This is a genomic window from Nocardia colli (assembly GCF_008704205.1).
GTDB lineage: Bacteria > Actinomycetota > Actinomycetes > Mycobacteriales > Mycobacteriaceae > Nocardia > Nocardia colli.
The window spans coordinates 42,460-63,133 of sequence record NZ_VXLC01000021.1 but is presented as its reverse complement, the minus strand read 5'-3'; the positions used below and the strand labels follow the sequence as shown (position 1 = coordinate 63,133).

15 protein-coding genes and 1 pseudogene are annotated in these 20,674 nt (G+C 66.2%); 6 read left to right on the top strand and 10 right to left on the bottom strand.

Going from position 1 to position 20,674, the window contains the following annotated elements:
* Window positions 1–9 precede the first annotated feature (9 nt).
* A pseudogene (locus tag F3087_RS34250) lies at window positions 10–849 on the bottom strand (LysR family transcriptional regulator); the annotation flags it as partial.
* A 75-nt stretch (window positions 850–924) separates the two neighbouring features.
* Window positions 925–2,151, bottom strand: a complete 1,227-nt coding sequence (locus F3087_RS34245) for a Glu/Leu/Phe/Val dehydrogenase dimerization domain-containing protein (protein ID WP_150406266.1) — start codon at window positions 2,149–2,151, stop codon at window positions 925–927.
* Window positions 2,152–2,473: 322 nt separating this feature from the next.
* Here F3087_RS34245 and F3087_RS34240 point away from each other — a divergent pair, with 322 nt between their 5' ends.
* Together F3087_RS34240 and F3087_RS34235 are read left to right on the top strand one after the other, a co-directional pair.
* Window positions 2,474–3,037 (top strand): GNAT family N-acetyltransferase, encoded by a 564-nt coding sequence (locus tag F3087_RS34240; protein WP_191094284.1) that lies wholly within the window; start codon window positions 2,474–2,476, stop codon window positions 3,035–3,037.
* A gap of 149 nt (window positions 3,038–3,186) precedes the next feature.
* Window positions 3,187–4,704, top strand: coding sequence for an AMP-binding protein (locus F3087_RS34235; RefSeq protein ID WP_150406264.1), 1,518 nt, complete (start codon window positions 3,187–3,189; stop codon window positions 4,702–4,704).
* Window positions 4,705–4,907: 203 nt separating this feature from the next.
* Here the strand turns inward: F3087_RS34235 and F3087_RS34230 are convergent, their stop codons facing one another.
* On the bottom strand, window positions 4,908–6,122 hold the full coding sequence (locus tag F3087_RS34230) for an FAD-dependent oxidoreductase (RefSeq protein ID WP_150406263.1): 1,215 nt from the start codon (window positions 6,120–6,122) through the stop codon (window positions 4,908–4,910).
* Between the two features lie 130 nt (window positions 6,123–6,252).
* On the bottom strand, window positions 6,253–8,052 hold the full coding sequence (locus F3087_RS34225; RefSeq protein WP_223885579.1) for an FAD/NAD(P)-binding protein: 1,800 nt from the start codon (window positions 8,050–8,052) through the stop codon (window positions 6,253–6,255).
* Between the two features lie 219 nt (window positions 8,053–8,271).
* Between F3087_RS34225 and F3087_RS34220 the strand changes: the two genes are divergently transcribed.
* The 3 genes from F3087_RS34220 to F3087_RS34210 all read left to right on the top strand — a co-directional run bounded on the left by F3087_RS34220 (window position 8,272) and on the right by F3087_RS34210 (window position 12,497).
* Window positions 8,272–10,503: an MMPL family transporter gene (locus tag F3087_RS34220; protein WP_150406261.1), complete on the top strand. Its 2,232-nt coding sequence runs from the start codon at window positions 8,272–8,274 to the stop codon at window positions 10,501–10,503.
* A 93-nt stretch (window positions 10,504–10,596) separates the two neighbouring features.
* Window positions 10,597–11,820 carry a sensor histidine kinase gene (locus tag F3087_RS34215; RefSeq protein WP_150406260.1) on the top strand — a complete coding sequence of 408 codons (1,224 nt, stop codon included), beginning with the start codon at window positions 10,597–10,599 and terminating at the stop codon, window positions 11,818–11,820.
* On the top strand, window positions 11,817–12,497 hold the full coding sequence (locus tag F3087_RS34210) for a response regulator transcription factor (RefSeq protein WP_150406259.1): 681 nt from the start codon (window positions 11,817–11,819) through the stop codon (window positions 12,495–12,497). The genes F3087_RS34215 and F3087_RS34210 overlap by 4 nt, the downstream gene beginning before the upstream one ends.
* On the opposite strand, the gene F3087_RS34205 is transcribed toward F3087_RS34210, so the two are convergent.
* The 4 genes from F3087_RS34205 to F3087_RS34190 all read right to left on the bottom strand — a co-directional run bounded on the left by F3087_RS34205 (window position 12,494) and on the right by F3087_RS34190 (window position 18,032).
* Window positions 12,494–12,682 carry a hypothetical protein gene (locus F3087_RS34205; protein WP_150406258.1) on the bottom strand — a complete coding sequence of 63 codons (189 nt, stop codon included), beginning with the start codon at window positions 12,680–12,682 and terminating at the stop codon, window positions 12,494–12,496. The two genes, F3087_RS34210 and F3087_RS34205, sit on opposite strands and share 4 nt — an antisense overlap.
* Window positions 12,679–13,917 carry a phthiocerol/phthiodiolone dimycocerosyl transferase family protein gene (locus tag F3087_RS34200; protein WP_150406257.1) on the bottom strand — a complete coding sequence of 413 codons (1,239 nt, stop codon included), beginning with the start codon at window positions 13,915–13,917 and terminating at the stop codon, window positions 12,679–12,681. The genes F3087_RS34205 and F3087_RS34200 overlap by 4 nt, the downstream gene beginning before the upstream one ends.
* Window positions 13,918–14,065: 148 nt before the next feature.
* Window positions 14,066–17,011, bottom strand: a complete 2,946-nt coding sequence (locus tag F3087_RS34195) for an AfsR/SARP family transcriptional regulator (RefSeq protein WP_150406256.1) — start codon at window positions 17,009–17,011, stop codon at window positions 14,066–14,068.
* Between the two features lie 85 nt (window positions 17,012–17,096).
* Window positions 17,097–18,032, bottom strand: a complete 936-nt coding sequence (locus F3087_RS34190; protein WP_150406255.1) for a LysR family transcriptional regulator — start codon at window positions 18,030–18,032, stop codon at window positions 17,097–17,099.
* Window positions 18,033–18,323: 291 nt separating this feature from the next.
* Here F3087_RS34190 and F3087_RS34185 point away from each other — a divergent pair, with 291 nt between their 5' ends.
* Window positions 18,324–18,983 carry a TetR/AcrR family transcriptional regulator gene (locus tag F3087_RS34185; RefSeq protein ID WP_150406254.1) on the top strand — a complete coding sequence of 220 codons (660 nt, stop codon included), beginning with the start codon at window positions 18,324–18,326 and terminating at the stop codon, window positions 18,981–18,983.
* Between the two features lie 11 nt (window positions 18,984–18,994).
* On the opposite strand, the gene F3087_RS34180 is transcribed toward F3087_RS34185, so the two are convergent.
* Together F3087_RS34180 and F3087_RS34175 are read right to left on the bottom strand one after the other, a co-directional pair.
* Entirely contained in the window at window positions 18,995–19,609 is a 615-nt protein-coding gene (locus F3087_RS34180) for a hypothetical protein (protein WP_150406253.1), read from the bottom strand.
* Between the two features lie 148 nt (window positions 19,610–19,757).
* Complete coding sequence (locus F3087_RS34175) at window positions 19,758–20,162, bottom strand: DUF6299 family protein (RefSeq protein ID WP_150406252.1); 405 nt, start codon at window positions 20,160–20,162, stop codon at window positions 19,758–19,760.
* Window positions 20,163–20,674 lie beyond the last annotated feature (512 nt).

Here is a 20,674-nt window from a genome sequence, read left to right as displayed (position 1 = left end):
GTTCTTCGGCCAGATCAGGCCGTATTCGATGGGCGGAGCGTCGCGGAACGGAACGAACGCGACACCCGGGCGAGCGTGATATCGAAGACCGCGCAAAGCCACCGGGGAAACGCCGCGCCCGGTTGCGACGTAGGAAGGTATTTCGGACCAGTACGTGGCGGTCGGTCCCTGGGCGATCGGCCGCCCCGAAGGGGTGCGGGTGGGGAGATGGAAATCCAGCCAGTACGCGGGGATATCGCCGCGCAGGGACACCAATGGAGCGTCCGCGAGATCCTCCAATGACACGGTTTCCAAGCCGGCGAACGGATGCTGCGTCGGCACCATGAGCGCGCGCGGTTCGGCGAAAATCACCGGGCCGACCGTGAGATCCGGCTCGTAGATAGGGAATTCGCTGATCTGCAGATCGAACTCGCCCGAGCGGAGCCGGCCGAGCGGATCACCGAGCTGTATTTCGTGAACCTCGATCGCACAGGCCGGATTACGCTCCTGGAAGGTTTCGACGGCGAGACCGAGCAGGTCGGCCACCCACGGTGTGGAATATCCGACGTGCAGCGTGCCCGTGACGCCGCGGCCGAATTCGATCGCCCGGGATATTGCCAACTGGACGCTTTCATATGCCGGCCGCAACTCATCCCGGAGTTGCCGTCCGGCGGCGGTGAGTACGACATGGCGGCTGGTGCGACCGAACAACGGCACGCCGATCCGCTGCTCCAGCTTCTTGATCGTCTGACTGACCCGCCCCGGCGACAAACCCAGGCGTTCGGCGGTTCGCCGGAAGTGCAGTTCCTCCGCCAGGGTCAGGAAAGTCTCGATTTCGTGCCGCTCGATCGCCGTGCTCCTCGACTGCATTGGAAAATTTGAGCAAGCGATCATCGCACGTCAGGGAGATCCTTCGAGAAATTGTGGCTAACGCACTCGCCGTTTCTAGACGAGTTGGTCCAGGGCGATTTCGAAGGCGGTGCTGGCCAGGTTTGTGGTGAGGTCGGAACGGGAGTGGCAGCGGTCGAGGGCGGTGGCGATGGTGGTGGAGATGTCGCCGAAGATGGCCTCGTCCGAGACTTCGACGTCGCCTTGCATCAGGAGTGCGAAGGCGCGGGCCATGCCGCAGTTGGCGATGAAGTCCGGTACTACGGCGACGCTCTTGTCGGCGTGTTCGTAGATCGGGCCGTAGAAGATCTCGGAGTCCGCGAAGGGCACGTTTGCGCCGCTGGCGATCACCTGCAAACCGTTCGCTGTCAGCCGGTCGATCTGGTCGTGGGTGACCAGACGCGATGCCGCGCACGGGAGGAATACTTCCGCACCGAGATTCCAGATGCGGTCGTTGATTTCGTCGAACGGCAGGGCGCCGTCGGCGTGCAGCGCGTTACCTTGCTTGGCCAAGAACAACTCTCGGGTTTCTTCGAGGGTGTAGCCGGCCGGATTCAGGACACCGCCGTCGCGGTCGATGATGCCGACGATCCGGGCTCCTGCTTGCGCCGCGTAATAGGCGGCGGCCGCGCCGACATTTCCCCAGCCCTGGACGATCACCCGTTTCCCGGCGATGTCGCCGCCGTAGATCCGGTAGAAATGGCGGACCGATTCGGCGACGCCCCAGCCCGTGATCAAGTCCGCGACAGTGTATTTGCCATTCGGATCAGGGGTGAAGCGCAGATCCTCGACCACCTTCGCCACCCCGAGTCGAAGCTGGCCGACCCGCTGGACGAGTTCACGATCGTCGGCGCCGTAGTGTCCGTTGACCACACCTTGCTGCGGATGCCACAGCCCGTAACTCTCGGTGATTGGCACAACCTCGGCCATTTCGTCGACATTGAGATCGCCGCCGGTGCCGTAATACGCCTTCAGCAATGGTGCGACCGCCCGATACCACCGGCTGAGCACCTCGCCTTTGCGGGGATCGCGCGGGTCGAAATCGATCCCCGATTTCGCGCCGCCGATCGCCGGCCCGGACACGGTGAACTTGATTTCCATGGTCTTGGCCAGCGACTCGACCTCATTGCGATCGAGTCCGCGGCGCATCCGGGTTCCGCCACCGGCCGCCCCGCCGCGCAACGAGTTGATCACTACCCAGCCCTTCGCGCTGGTCTCGGAGTCCTGCCACTCGAAGACGATCTCGGGGGCCTTCTCCTCGAACTGGGAAAGTAGGTTCTTCATCTGCGTGTTCCTCACCGTCCGGAATGTGCCGTCGATCAAAGGGGCAGGGCGGCAACCCAACTCGAGCGTGGGCCGGGCCGAACGGCACCCGTTGTGTCAGCAACTGTGAATTCCCGATGATTTCCGCGCAACCTGCCTAGTGTCTGCGGGACAACCTGCACAGAATGCCTGCCGTAACCGCACTCCGGCGAGACAAGATGCCTAGCTATGCGACCGCATGTCGAGCCGCCCAGGGACTCAGATCACCTTGAATGCCAGAAGTCCTCTGGCGCAACCTGGAGCTGACCCGTCGAGCACGGCATGGACGAAAGGCGATCGAAGCGTGAACACCGAGGGGACGACCTTGAAGGTCGTTCGGTACAACTCGTCGGAGGCACTGCGGTACGCGGACGAGATCAAGGCGATCTACCTCGCCGCACACCAGCGTCAGCAGGGCAACCCGTGGTACAGCCCGGCGAAGTTCTGGGAACGACTCGAAGACCTGTACGCCCCGATCCCCGGTTTCGAGCTCGCCGCCGGATGGCGGGACGGCCACCTCGTCGGCTACGCATTCGGCACCCCCTATCAGTGGTCGGCGGAAGTCAGAGACAAAGCGGCGCAAGTCTTTCCGGAACTCGTTGCGGAAATCGCGGACGCACCGGTCTACATCTTCCGAGAGTTCTCCGTTCATCCGGACCATCAGCGCCAGGGTTACGGGCGAATCATTCACGACGCTGCCCTCGCCGAACGTCCGGAGCGGCTCGCATACCTGATGGTGCGGGTCGAGAACCCGGCGAGGGCGAACTATGTGTCGTGGGGGTGGCAGGCCATCGGACAAGCCCGACCTCTTGCTGATTGGCCGTTGATGGACGAGATGGCGAAACCGCTGCCCGCTACGAGCAACTAGTCTCGGCGGGCCATCAGGGCGATTGGGATGAGCGCCCCGGCGGGATTGCAGTGCGGAACTCGCGCGCCTGGCTCTGGCTGCTGCGGCAGGATAGGTCGCACACTGGAGTCTCGAATCGCGTTCTCGCCCACATCGTCCAGAGGATCGGCATGCAGTTTCCCCTCACCGTCAACGACTTTCTCGACCGCGCGGTCACCGTGTATCCCCAGCGCGTGGCGATTGTCGATGAGCCGGATCAGCCCGCCGCCTCCTGGGGCGAGATCACCTATGCCCAGCTGAACGAGCGTGCTCGAGCCCAGGCCGCGGGGCTCGATCAGCTCGGCGTGCCGGTGGGTGCGCGCGTCGCGGTGGTCTCGCAGAACTCCGCGCGCCTGCTCAGTTGTTTCTTCGGCGTCAGCGGGTGGGGACGGGTGCTGGTGCCGATCAACTTTCGGCTGGGTGCGGAGGAAATCGCCTATATCGTTGAGCATTCCGGGGCCGAGGTGCTGCTGGTCGATCCGGCGTTGAAGGTCGTGGTCGACCAGGTCGACTGTCGGAGGACGTTCGTCTTCGGCGAAGACGACGACCGGATCTGGTCCGGCGCCGGGCAACCGCGCGAATGGGCGGAGGCCTCGGAGTCTGCGACGGCGACGATCAACTACACCTCGGGCACGACCTCGCGCCCCAAAGGGGTGCAGATGACGCACCGCAATCTCTGGCTCAACGCCACGGTGTTCGGCTGGCAGTCCGGGGTCAACGACCGTGACGTGTATCTGCACACCCTGCCGATGTTCCATGCCAACGGCTGGGGTCAACCGTTCGCGGCCACCGCGATGGGCGTCGAACAGGTCGTCATCCGCCAGATCGACGGCGCCGAGATCTTGCGTCGCATCGATCGGCACGGCGTCACCTACCTGTGCGCGGCACCGGCCGTGGTCACCGCGGTCCTGGACGCGGCCCGCGAGTGGGACGGTCCGATTCCCGGACGCGATCGTGTGCGCGCCATCGTGGCGGGCGCGCCGCCGCCCACCCGGGTCATCGAACAGGTGCGCAGTGAACTCGGCTGGGAGTTCATCCAGATCTACGGCCTCACCGAAACCGCTCCGCTGCTGACGATGTCGCGGATGCGCAGTGAATGGGACGAGCTGCCGCCGGGGCAGCAGGCGCGCCTGCTCGGACGTGCGGGCGCGCCGGCGCTGGGCGTGCGGGTGCGGATCGACCCGACGGGGGAGATCCTGGCCCAGTCCAACCACAACCTGCTCGGCTACTGGGACAACCCGCAGGCCACCGCGGAGTCCCAGGCCGGCAACTGGTTCCACACCGGCGACGGCGGGACCTTCGCCGACGGGTACCTGACGATCACCGACCGCAAGAAGGACGTGATCATCACCGGCGGGGAGAACGTGTCCTCCATCGAGGTCGAAGACGCGTTGCTGCTGCACGACGCGGTCCGTGAGGCCGCGGTCATCGGCATCCCGGACGAGAAGTGGGGCGAACTGGTTACCGCCCTGATCGTCACCGCGAGCCCGGTCACCGCGGAAGAGCTGATCGCCCACTGCCGCACGCACCTGGCCGGCTACAAGTGCCCCAAACGCATCGAATTCCGTACCGAACTTGCGCGCACCGCGACCGGGAAGCTCCAGAAGTTCAAACTGCGTCAGCAATTCGCGACCGGCGAAGACCACTGACCGGAAGGTGCCGCTCGCGTGCATCCCTCCAACCAAATAATCGACGCCACAACGGCTTCCATTCGAGTCGACGGTTCGCGTTCGAACGACGCCACCAGCCCCGGGTCTGCCACGTAGGCCTGGAGTTCGGCGAGATCGACCTCTTTGGCGAGCGTCGCGTACCCGAGCAGGCACGCGACGTGGCGTCGAGGATTTGGTCGTCCTCAGTAATAGGCCCGTGTTCCTGGGCGAGGCACCGGGATCTGGAGCGGGCCGTTGGCGAGCCAGGCGCCGGCGGGCCAGACCGTGGGCGCGAGCCGGGACGCGATCGCGCGTTTCAGCTTGGTCGCCGGGTCCGAACCACGCATCACCCGAAGGGCTTTCGAGGAGATGTCGCGATTGCGCAGGCCCCAGTTCCGGCTGTCCTCGGCGCAGCGTTCGATCAGCTTGCGCCGCCGGATCAGGTCCTCGGTCGCCGAGGCGTCGGCGATGGCGTCGGCCGCGTCGGTCGCGTCGAAGACACCGGAATTGAGGCCGCGCCCGCCCCATGGCGCGAACAGGTGTGCCGCCTCGCCGACCAGTAGGACCCGTCGATGAGTGTCGGTGTAGGAGTCGGCGACGACCTGATGGAAGCGGTAGGTCGACACCCACTGGACGTGCTCGCCGTACCAGGGGCCGACGACTGTCGAAACCCATTCGCGCACACCGCCGGAGCTCGCCAAGGCGGCCACGTCGTCGTCGGGCAGGCACTGCAGGTCGACTCGCATGCCGGTGGCGAACGGCATGTGCATGACGTTGCGTCCGCCGAGGTCGGGGTTGTTGTAGTGGAAATAGCCTGCCAGCGGGGTCGATCCGTCGGGGTGCTCGTCGACGTCGACGATGATGAACGGCGTCGGATCGGTGACGCCGTCCATCGAGACGCCGATCGCTTTGCGCACAACCGACCGCGCGCCGTCGGCGCCGATCACATAGGGCGTCGTGATCTGTTCGCCGGACGACAGGGTGACGGTGACGTCGTCGGGGGTGCTGTCGACGCCGTCGACCGTTGCGTCCCAACGGAATTCGACACCGTGCGCGACGCACTCGGCGAGGATGATCTGCTCGGTGGTGCGCTGCGGCAGGCTGCTCGCGAGCCGGGTCAGATTCTTGTTGTGCTGGCTGAAGATTCGGCGACCACCATAGAAGGCGTCATAGCCGGTCGGGCTGATTCCGGCCTCGGCGATCTGCCTGCGGAGCCCGGGCCGGATCCGATTGAGGCGCTGCAAGGTCGGGAACATCAAGGCGATCGCCCGGCTGCCGGGGCGTACGCGATCCCGCGGTTCGGCTTCGACCACCAGCACCCGTAGACCGCGCCGGGCCAGCGCCAACGCGGCGACCAGACCGACCGGGCCTGCGCCGACGACTACGCAGGGCTGACCGTTTGACGGTTGATTCCCCATGGCGACCTTCCGAGCTTAAGTACGCTGTCGTAGCTACGGTATCGTACTTATATCGCTGATGGGCTGGAAGGTGTGCTGATGCCATCCGTCCGGTCGTTATCCGGCTACCTTGCTCGGAATGGATTCTCCGTCATCGTGGGGTCCGGTCGGGGGTTGCGGACCGGCGGTCGAGCCTGAGCTGGGAGCGCAGTTCTCTCGGCGTCACGGAAACCTCGGTCAGGCGATCCACGGCCGCTCGGTTTATCGCCGACAACGAGGTGCGGATATCGGACTGTCCCGAGAGCTCGCGGAGTTTCGTATCCAACCGCGCCTGATACTCGGTGCGGCGCTGCCTGCCGGGCGCGGCCAATCTCTGGATCTCCAGCGAAACCAGTTCTGCCCATTCACTTTCCAGGCTTGGTGCGATGTCGGGTGGTGGTTCCCGGCTGTCATATCGCGATTCGAGGTTGCGCAGCACGACTGCGGCCACGGAAACGGAATGGTTCTTGATGGTCGCCAGATTGAAACCGAAGGCGCCGATGCGGCCGTTCCGGACTATCTCGTCGCCTTCCCGCGGAGCTCCCACCGCGGAGATCGCTCCGGACTTGCGGCCATCGGCCATGAGCAAGGCGCCGGATTCGTCTACCTCCACCCCTCTCTTGGTCTTTCGGTGCGGAACGGCCAGCCCTTCGGCGAGGAGACGTTGCCAAAGCCGGGATGGCACCTCGGTATAGTCGAATTCGCGTCCGAAGTTGGAGATGACCAGATCCGCGGCCAGGGTTCGGTGCGACCCGCTTCCGGAGATCGTCAGCGACACGCGATCTTCCGCGAGCGGACGCAAGTCCGTGACCCGGCCGGTGATCACCTGGACCTGGCCGCTCACCCGGTGAGCGGAATCCACGATCGCGGTGGTGTACGACATCGCACTGACCCGCAGAATGGCGATACGACTTCCGTACTTTGCCAAGAGGGTACGCAAGTCTTCGCCGGAGACGTTCTGGATTATCTCGGGCAGACATGCTTCCCAAGATTTCGCGATGCGCTCCGAAATTACCGCGGGATCCACTTCGGGATGCTGACTGGCGACGAAAAGGCAGGCCCGGAGCCACTCGGCCTCGAGCTGACCGGCGAGCGTCTCGCTGCCACGCTCGACGTCGATATCGGGTGCCGGGATGTCCAGAACGCCATGCCGGTGGTCGGCTGGATATGTTCGGGGGGTCAGGCTGGACGGCGAAATCATGTAGATCGTGCCGGTGTGCCCTTGCCGGAGGAGCAGGGCGGCGAAATCGTAGGCGCTGAGCATTGTGCCGATAATCGCGACGACGGCATGCGGCGGTAGGGTCCGGATTCGTTCGACGCCCTCGCCGGAGTACGGCAGTCGGATGTAGGACGGGTGGTCGAACACGGCTTCGGCGTAGCGCGGGTGGCGCAGTTCGGGTCCGGTGGCGAGAATTATGTGGTCGGCATCGAGGGCCGTCGATCCGGGATCGGGTTCTTCGCCTGACCAGGACAGGTTTTCGATGACGGCGGTGACGCCGTCGGCGGTCGGGGTCAGGTCGACCATTTCACCGTTCGCCTCGCGCAGGACAACGCCGGCACACGCTTCCTCGGCGGCTTCGGCCAGCCGTTGGCCTAGGTAATCCGCATATAGCCGGCGCGGAGCCGGATCCGATTCGAAGAATTCGACGCCCCGCCACTCCACGGACCACGCGGACCGGTCGGCTTCTTTGTTGGCCCAATTCAAGAAGTCATCGACATCCTCACGGAAAGCCGACATCCTGCCCGCCTGGATGTTGAAGACGTGGCTCCACGGATTTCCCGCCGCGTGATACGCGACTCCGGCGTGCCGGTGTTCCTGCTGTCGTTCGAGTAGAACAATGTCGACAGGCTCCGTGGCGAACCGCAGAAGCCGTATGGCTGTGGCGGTACCTGCCAGGCCTGCGCCGACCACGACGATTCGCCGAGATCGTTGCGGAGACTTCACTTTCCGTACCCCTCGATAGCTTGGAATAGCGAACAACCCGACTACGGTAATCCCTTATACGCGGCCCCTGAGTGGTATCGGCCGAACGAACTACACCGATCGTCCGACGTACTGCATACGCAGTACTCGGGAACAGCCTTCATCTGCACGACGCGGACTACGGAGTCGGGCCACCAGCATGGGGGCATGGCGAAATTCCTCTACCGGCTGGGCCGGTTCGCGTTCGAGCGGCGGCGGCTCGTGGTTGTGGTCTGGTTGGGGGTCATGGCGGCCTTGGTGGTCGGTGCGGTCAACGCGCCGACTCCGCCGCCGGATACCTTCTCGATTCCGGGCACCGAATCCCAGCGGGCCTTCGACCTGCTCGGTGAACGGTTCCCCGGCACCAAATCCGATGGGGCACAGGCTCGTATCGTGTTCGTGGCGCCCGCGGGGGAGCAGATCAGTGCGCAACCGGTCCGGGACTCGGTCGAGAAGATCCTGTCCGATGTGGCCGGTGGCACGCAGGTGAAAGGCGTGCTGGACCCGTTCCAGACCGGGGCGGTGAGCAAGGACGGCACGACCGCCTATGCGACCGTCAGCTACGGCGAGTCCACCCAGAACCTCACCGATGCCACCAAGACCACGCTCACCGACGCGATCGACACGGGTAAGGCCTCGGGAGTCACCGTGGAGATCGGCGGGTCGGCGCTGATGGCCGAGCCGGAAATGGGCGGCGCCACCGAAGCCATCGGAATCGCCATCGCCGCAGTGGTTTTGATGATTACCTTCGGTGCGTTCGCGGCCGCGGGACTGCCGTTGCTGACCGCGTTGATCGGGATCGGTGTCGGCATCGCCGCCATTGTGGCGATCGGGCTGTCCACGACGACCACCACGCTGGCGATGATGCTTGGGCTCGCGGTGGGTATCGATTACGCGTTGTTCATCGTCTCCCGGTACCGCACCGAGCGTGCCGAGGGATACGGCGCCGAGGACGCGGCGGGCAGAGCCGTCGGCACCGCTGGTTCCGCGGTGGTTTTCGCCGGACTCACCGTCGTCATCGCGCTGGCCGGGCTCGCCGTCGTCGGCATTCCTGCCCTCACCACGATGGGCTTGGCCGCCGCGGGCACTGTCGCGGTCGCCGTCACGATCGCGTTGACGCTGTTGCCCGCGCTGCTCGGATTCTTCCAACGGGCGGTCATGCCACGGGCGTTCCGCCAGCGCGTACCTGCTGATCCGAAGGTTCGGCTCACCGGAAACGACCAGGCGGACAACCCGATTCAGGCCAAGGCCAATATGGGTACGCGCTGGGCCGAAATGGTCGTGCGCCGTCCGGTCGTGGTGTTGCTGATCGGCCTGATCGGACTGGGAGTTCTGGCGTTGCCGGTGCGGAGCCTCGAACTCGGCCTGCCGGGCGACGAATCGCAGCCGACCTCGACAACCCAGCGTCGCGCCTATGACGCGCTCGCCGAGGGGTTCGGTCCCGGCTTCAACGGCCCGCTCACCGTCGTGGTGGACGTCAAAAGCGGTGTCGCGGACCCGAAGTCCGCGGTGGAGCAAGCGACGAAGGACCTGACTGCCACCCCGGGGGTGGTGTCGGTCTCGCCCGCGACGTTCAACCAGACCAGCGACGCCGCCGTGCTCACCGTGGTGCCCGCCACCGGCCCGTCGTCCACCGCCACCAAAGACCTGGTCCAGACGCTGCGCGGCGAGGCGGGCGAGCTGAAAACCGCGACCGGTGCGACCATGCTGGTCACCGGTGCCACCGCGATGAACATCGATGTCTCGCAGAAGTTGTCCGACGCACTGCTGCCGTACCTCGCCATCGTGGTCGGGCTGGCGATCCTGCTGTTGATGATCGTGTTCCGCTCGATCGCGGTGCCGATCAAGGCGGCCCTGGGATTCCTGCTCTCGGTGGGCGCGGCCTTCGGGGTGATCGTGGCCGTCTTCCAGTGGGGATGGCTGGCGAACCTGATCGGTGTGCAGCAGACCGGACCGGTGATGAGCATGATGCCGATCTTCCTGATCGGTGTGGTGTTCGGACTCGCGATGGACTACGAGGTCTTCCTCGTCACCCGGATGCGGGAAGCCTTCGCGCACGGCGAGAGCGCTCGCGAGGCCATCGTCACCGGGTTCCGGCACAGCGCGCGGGTGGTGACCGCGGCGGCGGCGATCATGATCGCGGTGTTCGCCGGGTTCGTCGGCGGCGGCGAACCGATGATCAAGATGATGGGACTGGGGCTCGCGTCGGCGGTGTTCTTCGACGCGTTCGTCGTCCGGATGACCCTGGTCCCCGCCGTACTCGCGTTGCTCGGCGACAAGGCGTGGTGGCTACCCCGGTGGTTGGCGAAGGTCCTGCCGAATGTGGACGTCGAGGGGGAAAGCCTCCAGCGGCTCGAGCCCGCGCAACCGGATCGGCAACCCGAATCCGCCCGCGTCTGAAACACAATCCGCCGGTCGGCCGTCCCCTCGGGGGCGGCCCATCGGTGCGTCTGTGACCAGCAGATTAGTGTGCAGTAGTAGGGAGGAGTACCCATGACCGCCGCTTGGTCCCAATGGCCGCGCCGACACCAGCAAGCCTTCGACGTGATCCTCGCCGTGCTGCTGTGCGCGCTGGCCACCTACGCCAGCCGGGTCGTCGTGGGGCACGACGGGGGCGGGCCGATGGTGTTGCGCCCGATGTCGCCCACGGTCTTCGTCCTGTCGGCAGTGGCATCGCTCGCCCTGCTGGGGCGGCGCCGGTTTCCGCGCGCGGTGCTGCTGATCACCACCGCCTGCGCTATCGCGATCGGCGCGTGCGGATTCGAACTGTCGATCATCACTGCGGGCGCGGCGTTCGTCGCGGGATACTCGTTCGCGTTGCAGTGGCCCAATTACTGCAATGGTAAAGCCGCCCAACTGTTCTCGGGCGCGGCGCTGCTGCTGACCTCGCTGCTCGGCTCTTTCCTGCCGCTGCTCACCGGCGGGCGGATCAGTCTCATCGCCGGTGTCCTGGTCGCGTCCGCGTTCGCCGACGCCGGACGCAGCCGGCGGGATTACCTGGCGGCCCTGCATGCCCGAGCGGAGCTGGCCGAACGCACCCGCGAAGAAGAAGCGCGGCTGCGGGTCAGCGAGGAACGACTCCGGATCGCGCGCGAGTTGCACGACATCGTCGCCCACCACATGGCCCTCGCGCACGCCCAAGCCTCCACTGCGGCATACCTTTTGCGCATCCAGCCCGACCAGGTGCAGGACATGCTCGATCAACTTGCCGACACCACCTCCGGGGCGCTGCGCGAACTCAAGGCAAGCGTGGGACTGCTGCGCGAGACCGACGCGGCCGCCCCGCTCGAACCGACCCCGGGCCTGGCGCAACTCGCCGACCTGTTGACCTCGTTCGAACGCGCCGGCCTGACCGTGTCGCTGTCGATCACCGGGCTGCCGCGTCCGCTCTCGCCGGGCGCGGACCTGACCGCCTACCGGATCATCCAGGAAGCACTCACTAATGTCACCAAACATGCCGACGCCGCCACGGCCACGGTGCGGCTCGTCTACTCCCGGCTGCTACTGACCATCAGCGTGACCGACGACGGGGGCGAACATTCGCCACCTGTGCCCGGCGACAGCCCGAGCTACGGCTTGATCGGAATGAACGAGCGAGCCATCTCGGTCGGCGGCAATCTGCACGCCGGGCACCGCCCCGGCGGTGGCTTCGAAGTCACCACCGAACTGCCCCTCGAGCCCCCGAAATCCCTTGACCACGAGGACAAGACCGCATGACCATCCGGGTACTCCTGGCCGACGACCAAGCCCTGCTCACCGGGACCTTCCGCATCCTGATCGACTCCACCGACGACCTCGAGGTCGTCGGCGTCGCCGGAAACGGCCGCGAGGCAATCGAATTGGCCCGCACGATCGAGCCCGACGTGGTGGTCATGGACATCCGCATGCCCGAGGTCGACGGCCTCGCCGCCACCCGGGAGATCTGCGCCGACCCCGCGCTGCAGCGGACCCGCGTACTTATCCTCACCACCTTCGAACTCGATGAATATGTGGCACAGGCACTTCGGGCCGGAGCCAGCGGATTCCTCGGCAAAGACGTCCGCCCCGAAGAACTGCTGGACGCGATCCGGTCCGTCGCCTCGGGCGAGGCGCTGCTGTCTCCGACCGCGACCCGAACCTTGATCGCCCGCTACCTCGCCCAGCCCGAAAGCCGAATCGGCACCGGCGACAACCTCGGCGTCCTCACCACCCGCGAACGCGAAGTCGTGGTCCTGGTCGCCGCGGGACTGTCCAATGACGAGATCGCCGAGAAGATGTACGTCAGCCCGCTCACCATCCGCACCCACGTGCAACGAGCGATGGCGAAGCTCGACGTCCAGAACCGCGCCCAGCTGGTCGTGATCGCCTTCCAATCGGGACTGGTCCGCATCGAAACACCCCCGCAGGGGCGCTAGCTACCCGCTGCTGGGCCGGACTCGGTAGGTGTGCCGGCGTGTTGGCTCGCCGGTCGGCCGCGGACGAGGTCGCCGATCGCGAGCAGCACGGACAGGATCGCGACGGTCACCAGCACAAGCAGCGCTTTGATACAGCCCCAGGGCTCATGCAGGGCGGCGAATGGTGGAGGTGTCTGATTCGTCATGCGGGTTCCGGGACAACCTGCTGCAGGTTCGCGGCCACGACGTTCCGCAGGTGGGCGACTCGCTCAGGCCGATGATGCCGTTCGGAGTAGGCGAATTCGATGTTCAGCCTGCCGTGGAAGGTGTAGACGAAGTAGCTCAACTCCGGCACCGGGGCGGACGTGGCGAATCCACGGAAATCGTTGATACGCATGCCTTCCGGTGATGCCAGTGTGGGTACCACACCCCAGTTGGTGATGGTGTTCACGGCGATTTCCCTGGTATCGCTTTGCATGACGTAGGCGGCCGCGTGCATGGCCGCGAGGGCGGTACCGCTTTCGATGCCGTGCACGATCTGCGCCTTGATCTCCTTGCCGAGGATGTGCAGATCGGAGTTGGTCGTGCAGGCGGTGACGGTGGGCGCGAAGCCGAGTGCGTTGGTCGCGTCGGCGGGCCGGGCCGGTGGTTGCAGGTGCGGCCGCAGGTCCACGGCATGACCGATGAGCATGGGCAGTTCGGTTTCGACTGCGGTATCCGGTGTTTCGGCGATCGTCGCCCGTTCGGCCCGGACGATGGCGGCGCTGAGCAGCGCGTGCACGGTCGTGCCGAGTGCTCGCGCATGCTGGACCAGCCGGCCGGTCTCGTTCTCGGACAACGTGATCCGCTCGCCGGGCGCGAGGCGGCGGCCGGGGCCGTCGAGGGTCTCCGAGTCGGCGAAGCTGTACACCCGCCCCGGATCGGGCAGGGCCGGATCGGGCAGCGTGACCCCGCGGTCGGCGAGTAGATACTCGAGGCTGCGCGGGTAGATCGGCGTCGGATCGAGCAGTGCGGCACCCGTGCTCAGTGCCGCGGCGGTGCGCCAGAAGTCCGCGAGCAGCGCGAATCCCATGTGCGCGTCGTTGATGGCGTGGCAGACCCGGAGGCAGACGGCCGCGGTCTGCCCGGTCTGCACGATCTCCAGCTTTGCCAGTTCCCGTGCGGGATCGAGCGGTATCGCTCCGTTGCGCAGCCAGTCGGACAGGGAGCCGTGGACGGTCTCGGTCACCACGGTGCCTGCGTCGTCGTCCGGAATGCGGAGCAGACATTCACCGTCCGCGAGCGCGATGGTTCCGGTGAGCATCGGGTATCGCCGGGCGGTCAGCTCGAATGCCAATTGCAGCAACGCGCTGTCGATCTCGCCCTCGCAGACGGTCACATAACAGACCGTGAACTGCTTCGGCACGAAGCCTTCATCCATCTTTCCGAGTCGGTACTGCATGTCTGCTCCTGGCGTAGGGCACACGAATACTCATGCGCTGTAGAAGATTTGGCTCCCGAACGGGGAGCCGGGCGGATGGCCCGGGAGAAATCTTCGGCAGCGCGCTCGAGCGCCCGTTGAGCTGAGCATGAACGCGCAGGTGAACCGGCTAGATTCGCTGGTTTCCGGCGGTCGCCAGCGCGATGGCGTCGGCGACCGAGTCCGAGGGCGGGGGCGTCAGGCCGATTCGCGCGTAGAACTCGTCGAGCCGGCCGCGGACTTCCCGCGCCTCGTCCATCCGGCCCTGGCCCGCGAGTGCCGCCGCCTGGAATTGCAGGGCCTGGCCGCGCCGGATCGGGTCGGCGGCCTCGGCGAGCACCGCGGCGGCCTCCGCCGCAGCCGCTTCGGCCACGTCGAACCGACGGTCGTGCAGGGCGACCTGTGCCAGCCGGTACAACGCCCATCCCAGGTGCAGCCGCCGGCCGTGGGCCCGTGCCGCGTGCACGCCCTCCGTGCACAGCGACATCGCCCGTTCCGGGTCGTGGTCACGGATCAGCGCGACCCGCGCGAGCTGAGCCAAGGACAGCGAATCAAAGCTCGCGCCGCCGAGCTCAGCGGCCAATCGCAGTGCGCGCCCGGCGGTTTCGACGACGCGATCCCATTGCGCGGCATCGCCGTACCGGTCGGCGAGGGTGGCGCACGCCCAGCCCTCCCACGACGCGTCGCCCAGATCGCGGAACAGTTCGACCGCCGCGGCCATGTGCACGATCGCGTCCTCGTCCCGGCCGGTACTCCACGCGGCGGCGCCGAGCAGATGTTCGGCGAAGCCCATCAGCAAGCGATTCCCGGTCGGCCGGAGCAGGTTCCTGGCCCGCTCGAGCACGGTGGCGGCTTCGGCGCCCCGGCCCAGATCCAGAGCGAGCACCAGGCCGAGTGCCAGGCGTGCCCGGATCTCGATGTCCGGGTCGTCGCGTTGTTCGGCGACGGCGAGCAGTTGCCGCAGCGCATGCGCCAACTCCCCGGACTGGGCCGAGTTGTCGATGGTCTCGCTGATCAGCATCGCCACATCGACGCTCGACGGCACCAGGCCGGGGTGGTCGGCGGCGATCTGGCGGTGCAGGGCGATCAGGCCCGCGCGCTCGGTGTCCAGCCAGGCCTGCGCCTGCGCCGCCGACCGGATCGGCTCGCCGCCGTGCTCGGTCGCCGGGACATAGTCGAGGCGATGTCCCGGGTAACGTTGGCGGACAATTGTTTTCGCGGACGCGAGATGGTAGTCGAGCAGCCGTGTGAGTACTTGTTCGCGATCGCCGCGCGCCTCCATTGTGCGGGCGAACAACCGCAGCAGATCGTGATAGCTGTAGCGATCGGCTGCGGTCGATTGCAGCAGCCCGAGATCGACCAAGGACTCGCAGACATCCGTCGCGACGGCGGGGGAGACCCCGAGAATCGCGGCTGCCGCTGCGAGCGACAGGTCCGGCAGCGCGGGGATGGCCAACCGCACGAACGCCCGCGCGGTCGCCGGATCCAGCTGCCGGTAGCCGAAGGCGAAGCTGGCATCCACGGCCAGATCGCCACATCGCAACTCCGGCAGCCGGCGCTGCTCGTCGGCCAGGCGTCCCGCGACCGTGGCGATACTCCATTGCGGGCGTGCGGCCAGCCGGGCGCCGATGACCCGGATCGCCAACGGCAGCCTGCCGCACGCGGTGACGACGGCCTGGGCGGCCTCGGGTTCGGCCGCTGTCCGCTGCTCGCCGATGATGTGCCCCAACAGGTTTCGTGCTTCGACGTCGGGCAGTACGTCCAGCCGCCGGATGGTCGCGTCGGCCAGCGGCAGGACCGCACGACTGGTGATCAGCACTGCGCAGCCGCCGCCACCCGGCAGCAGCGGGGTCACCTGATCCAGTCCACTTGCGTTGTCGAGCACCATCAATACCCGCCGATCGGCGAGCAGCGTGCGCAGCAGCCCGGCCCGCTCGGGACCGGTGGACGGCAGGTCGCCATCGAGCACCCCGAGGGTGCGCAGGAATACGCCGAGCACTGCCACCGGATCTGCGGGGCGGTCATCCATTCCGTGCAGGTCCGCATAGAGCTGACCGTCGGGGAAGTGGTCCCGGACCAAGTGGGCGACATGTGTCGCGAGGGTGGTCTTTCCGACCCCGCCCATGCCGATGACGATCGCTATGGGAGTCGAAAACCCGGTGGGAGTGAGTATCTCGCACAGCTCGCGCACCACTGCTTCGCGGCCGGTGAAGTCGGCGACATCTCTGGGGAGCTGGGCCGGGCGCACGCTCGCGCCGAGATCGAGAGATATCCCTTGCGTCGATGGGCGGGATTCGGCTCTGCTCAGCTCGGGGTCGTCATCGAGGATGCGCTGATGCAGCTCGGCCAGTTCGGGACCGGGTTCGATACCGAGCTCCTCGATGAGCAATCGGCGAGTGTCGGCATAGACCGACAGCGCCTCGCTGCGCCGCCTGCAGTGATACAGCGCGGTCATCCACAGCCCGCGAAGCCGCTCGCGCAGCGGGAATTCGGCACTGAGCGCGGCCAATTCGCCGGTCACCTGTTCGTGGCGGCCCATCCGGAGGTCCATCTCCAGCCGAGCCTCCAGTAAGGCCGTGTGCAGCTCCGACAACCGCCGTCGCTGACCGGCGGCCGCCGGACCGGGCACACCGGCGAGGGCTTCTCCTTGCCACAGTTCGAGCGCTCGGCCGAGAAGTTCCCGAGCCTGCGCGAAATCGGCTGCCGCACGGGCATTCTCGGCGGTGCGGGCCAGCTCCTCGGCCTGCTGGACATCGACCGCGGCGCGCGGAATGCGCAGTTCGTATCCATCGCCCACCGACACGAGAACCGAAGACCGGGTGTGTGGAGCGCGGTCGGGCTCGACCAGCTGACGCAGCAACCGCACGTGCGAACGCAGCGAGGCAACGGCATCACCGGGAAGTTCATCACCCCATACCGCGTCGACCAGTTGCGCTGCGGACAGCGGTGTGCCGGCCGCGAACAGCAACGCGGTCAGCACCGCCTGGGTGCGGGGGCGTGCCAAAGGCAGGATGAGGTCACCGCGGCGGATCGTGACCCGGCCCAGCATGGTGAATCTCAGTGCCGCGGGGTCCATCGGCCTCTCTTTCTCGCACAGCTCGATTCATCCTACAAACCGCGTGGTATGCCCGGCCTGCGGTGGTGATCGAACGAATGCCGCCTCAAGGGCCTGGCCGCCCGACCTCCAATAGACCCGAGGCCGTGAACTTTCGGACGAGGTCGGAGTCGGTGATGACCTCGAGAAACTTCTCCACCTGAACTGACTTGTCGCGCGCGTGCACGGTCAAGTCCCGGCGAATCGGACGCGCCAGTCGGATGATGGACAGCAGCCTGGACGATCCGTGTAGTGCCATTTTCGGCACCAGTGCGACGCCGACGCCGTGCTCGACGAGGTTCAGCGCGGTGGTGACGTCGGGTGCGCGGACGACGAATCGGGCGTGCACGCCGGCCCGGCCCGCCTCGCGCGAAACGATGTCGGTGAGATCGGAATTCGCGCCGCAGCGGATCCAGGGCGCCTCGACCAGTTGTTTCCACGAGCCGTCGAAGCTGCTGCGCTGGCCGGGATGACAGACGACGACGAGCTCTTCCTGGCCCAAACGGTGCATCACCCGCGAGCTGGACTGCTCGAGCGGGCCGACGGCGAGGTCGAGCGCGCCCTCGGTCAGCGCCGCGCTGAGCTCGCGGAGGTCGTTGAACGCCCGGACCTCGACGTTGTCCATGTGTTGCTGGTGGCGCAAACGGTAGATGAGCGGCGGCAGCAGTTTGTGGGCGATGGTCGGGGTGGTGCCGACGGTCATCATGCCCTCGCCGAACGTTTGCCCCATGGCGATCGCTTGCTGGGCGGACTCGACGACGATCGAGGCCTGAGCGAAGAACTCCCGCCCGAACTTGGTGAGTCTCGACCGGCGTGAGCGGGGATCGAACACCTTCTGGCCGAGGGTGGATTCCAGTGCGTCGATCTGCTGTGACATCGCCGACGGTGTTATCCCGAATCGCCTGGCCGCGGCCGACAGCGAGCCGAGTTGTACCGCGCTCACGAAGTAGTCGAACTGGCGCAGCGTGATCGTGTTGGAAGTCAGTAAAGGGCAGTCAGACATCGGCAACCTTTGTCCACAGCCGTCGGCTCATTCGCGGCGCCGTCGGTCCGGTCACTCGAGGGGTGCGAGGGTCCACGAGCGTGCGTCTCCGTCCCGCCGGACCCTCAGCTCCGGCATTCGTTCCGCGGGCCGTCGGCCTTGGGTTTTGCCTGGTCACGGCGAACTGCGGCGCAGATCGAACGCAACGGAAACACTGTCGTACCTAAACAGTGGAGGACTGTATCTCTCATTGCCTCGGCGCGCAATAGGGGCTGCCGTCAACCTGCGCGTATCTCGGATACGCTGCCTTCGATGACTGCGCGCAACTCCGCCTCCGCCACCCGCCTACCTCCTGGGCGGCACAAACTCGCGCGCGACACCGTCATCACCTCCCAGATTCAGCGACTGCATCGCGCCGCGTTCGAGCAGATCGCGGCCCACGGCTACCACGGCACCTCCGTCGCCGCGATCGTCGCCGCCGCCGGAGTCTCCCGGCGCACCTTCTACGAGTTCTTCACCAACAAACAGGACTGTTTCCGCGCCGCCTGCGACTACTTCGTCGCCACCCTCGACACCGAACTCCGCACCCGCGCGGAATCGCTGGACACCCGCCACTGGCGCACGCTCGTCCACGACTCCCTCGAGCTGTATCTGACCGCGCTCGCCGACAACCCGGCCATCGCTCAGGCACTACACGTGGAAACTCTCGTCGCCGGCCGCGAACTCGCCGAGCAACGAGCCCAGGTCCAAGCGATCCTGGCCGACCGTATGCGCCGCGCCCACCAGCTCGCCCGCCGGCAACAACCCGCACTCCCTGCCCGGCCCGACGAGACCTTCGATTTCATCATCGGCGGTATCGATGACCGCGTCCGCCACTGCCTGCAAACCCGCGGCGCCGCCGGTTTGCCGACACTTCTGCCGTTGCTCAATACCGCCACACTCGACCTGTTCGGCGCCACCGAACATTTGTGAATCCGGACGGATCAGTAAGGCGGTCTCGGCAGTCGCGTCGAATCCGGGTCGCGGAGTAGATAATTGCCGCTGCCGACGACGTCGTGGTGCTGATGGTCGGCCGGGCACAGTCCCGAGGCGCCGGGAGTGGCGCCGTTGTAGTACAGGCCGAAACATTTACGGCACCAACGCCAATTGGTATTACCGCCAGGCGCGTCTCGATTGGTGATGTCTTCCAGCCGGTAGTTGCCGGATCCCCAGGAAGTATGGCCGGGAAGGCGATCGGGTGAAGGACACACCCCGAATCCGCCATTTCCTTGGAACCACAGCCCTTGGCAGTTCCGGCACCAGAACCAGTCGGATTGGCCCTGGCCACCATCCGGGGTTTCCTTCAAGATGAAGTCGCCGGTTCCGTCGTCGTGGTGGCCACCGTCCAAGATGTCGCCTGCCGGACAACCGCCGCGGGTGCCGTTGCCCGAGAACCAGAGGCCACTGCAGCGTCCGCATCGTCGCCATAGGCGCTGGGTGGCCGAAGCGGGCGCGGCGTTCTCGATCAGCAAAGGTGCTGCGACAGCGGCTATTCCGACGCCGACCGCGAGACGCAGCAAGTTGCGCCGCGGCGTGAGTGACACATCGCTGGTCGTCATCGGATCCACGTTCCTCCCCGGACAGCGGATTCATCGGAGGCGTTCCTCCGTGCTCGATGGTAACGCCAAAAACGCTGGAGCACAGTGCTTTCGGCGCTGTTTCGACTGGTCAGGGGCATTGACGGCAGGACGTCGGGCCCGAATCTCGCTACGTCAGGGTGACGGGGATATCGGTGAGTCTGACCTCGGTGCTCCCGTCGGCGCTGTACAGATCCCAGGTGACGTCGACGGTGGCGGGGCCGAGCTGGTAGGGGAACGTGACCGGTGCCGCGATGTCGCTGGTGTACGGGTGCGCGGCGCCGTCACAGGTCAACATCCCCCGCCCGCCGGGCGCGTCCCCCTGGACCTCGCCTTGCCTCAAGTAGCCGAACCTGGCGCTGTTTACCCGACCGACGGCGGTGCAGGTGTAGGTGCCGGTGATCTGCGCGCTGCCGTCGTCTTTGAGGTGCTGTTTGTTGTCGACCGTGAGCTTCAAGGTCGGGTCCGCCATGGCAGGGCCGGCCAGAATGGCGGTGCCGGCAAGCGTCGCCGCCGTGGCGACAGCCAGTTTCATGATCCAATTAGTGGCCCGCCATCCGGCGGTGCCAAGACACTCGGCCATAACACGACTTCCTTTGCATCGGATAGGAATTCAAGGTCGTCCGAGCACGCCAGGCCTCGTCTCCGGCTTGCTTCCCGGGCGTTCTGCAACCGTAGCAATATGACTGGGCGAATTGTTCCCCAGTTCTGTTCACTACCAGGCCAATACCTGGTTCGCATGATTGATTACGATGCCCGCCAGTCACACCGATCTAGTCCTCGATCGAATCCCCAGACGGCTCGGCACGTGGGGGAGTGACGACTCGGTAAGGTTGCGGCCGGATCAGATCTGGTGACCAGAACTGTTGTGTACAAAGGATTTACGGACCCTTTGTGCGCTTGGGCAGCCGTCCGCCTCGTGGTAGGCGACATTGATGCTCAAGACACCCTTCATCTGTTCGCCCTCGGAGCTTGCCTCGTTCAATTTGGCTCGCGAGAAGTCGAAGCTCGACGGAATAATGCGCGGGTACCACCTCGTCATCAAGA

Bases quoted from the DNA above. Each gene is read 5' to 3' on its own strand.
- F3087_RS34245 (WP_150406266.1), bottom strand. From the start codon at position 2,151: ATGAAGAACCTACTTTCCCAGTTCGAGGAGAAGGCCCCCGAGATCGTC.
- F3087_RS34235 (WP_150406264.1), top strand. From the start codon at position 3,187: ATGCAGTTTCCCCTCACCGTCAACGACTTTCTCGACCGCGCGGTCACC.
- F3087_RS34230 (WP_150406263.1), bottom strand. From the start codon at position 6,122: ATGGGGAATCAACCGTCAAACGGTCAGCCCTGCGTAGTCGTCGGCGCA.
- F3087_RS34220 (WP_150406261.1), top strand. From the start codon at position 8,272: ATGGCGAAATTCCTCTACCGGCTGGGCCGGTTCGCGTTCGAGCGGCGG.
- F3087_RS34215 (WP_150406260.1), top strand. From the start codon at position 10,597: ATGACCGCCGCTTGGTCCCAATGGCCGCGCCGACACCAGCAAGCCTTC.
- F3087_RS34210 (WP_150406259.1), top strand. From the start codon at position 11,817: ATGACCATCCGGGTACTCCTGGCCGACGACCAAGCCCTGCTCACCGGG.
- F3087_RS34205 (WP_150406258.1), bottom strand. From the start codon at position 12,682: ATGACGAATCAGACACCTCCACCATTCGCCGCCCTGCATGAGCCCTGG.
- F3087_RS34200 (WP_150406257.1), bottom strand. From the start codon at position 13,917: ATGCAGTACCGACTCGGAAAGATGGATGAAGGCTTCGTGCCGAAGCAG.
- F3087_RS34195 (WP_150406256.1), bottom strand. From the start codon at position 17,011: ATGGACCCCGCGGCACTGAGATTCACCATGCTGGGCCGGGTCACGATC.
- F3087_RS34190 (WP_150406255.1), bottom strand. From the start codon at position 18,032: ATGTCTGACTGCCCTTTACTGACTTCCAACACGATCACGCTGCGCCAG.
- F3087_RS34185 (WP_150406254.1), top strand. From the start codon at position 18,324: ATGACTGCGCGCAACTCCGCCTCCGCCACCCGCCTACCTCCTGGGCGG.
- F3087_RS34180 (WP_150406253.1), bottom strand. From the start codon at position 19,609: ATGACGACCAGCGATGTGTCACTCACGCCGCGGCGCAACTTGCTGCGT.
- F3087_RS34175 (WP_150406252.1), bottom strand. From the start codon at position 20,162: ATGAAACTGGCTGTCGCCACGGCGGCGACGCTTGCCGGCACCGCCATT.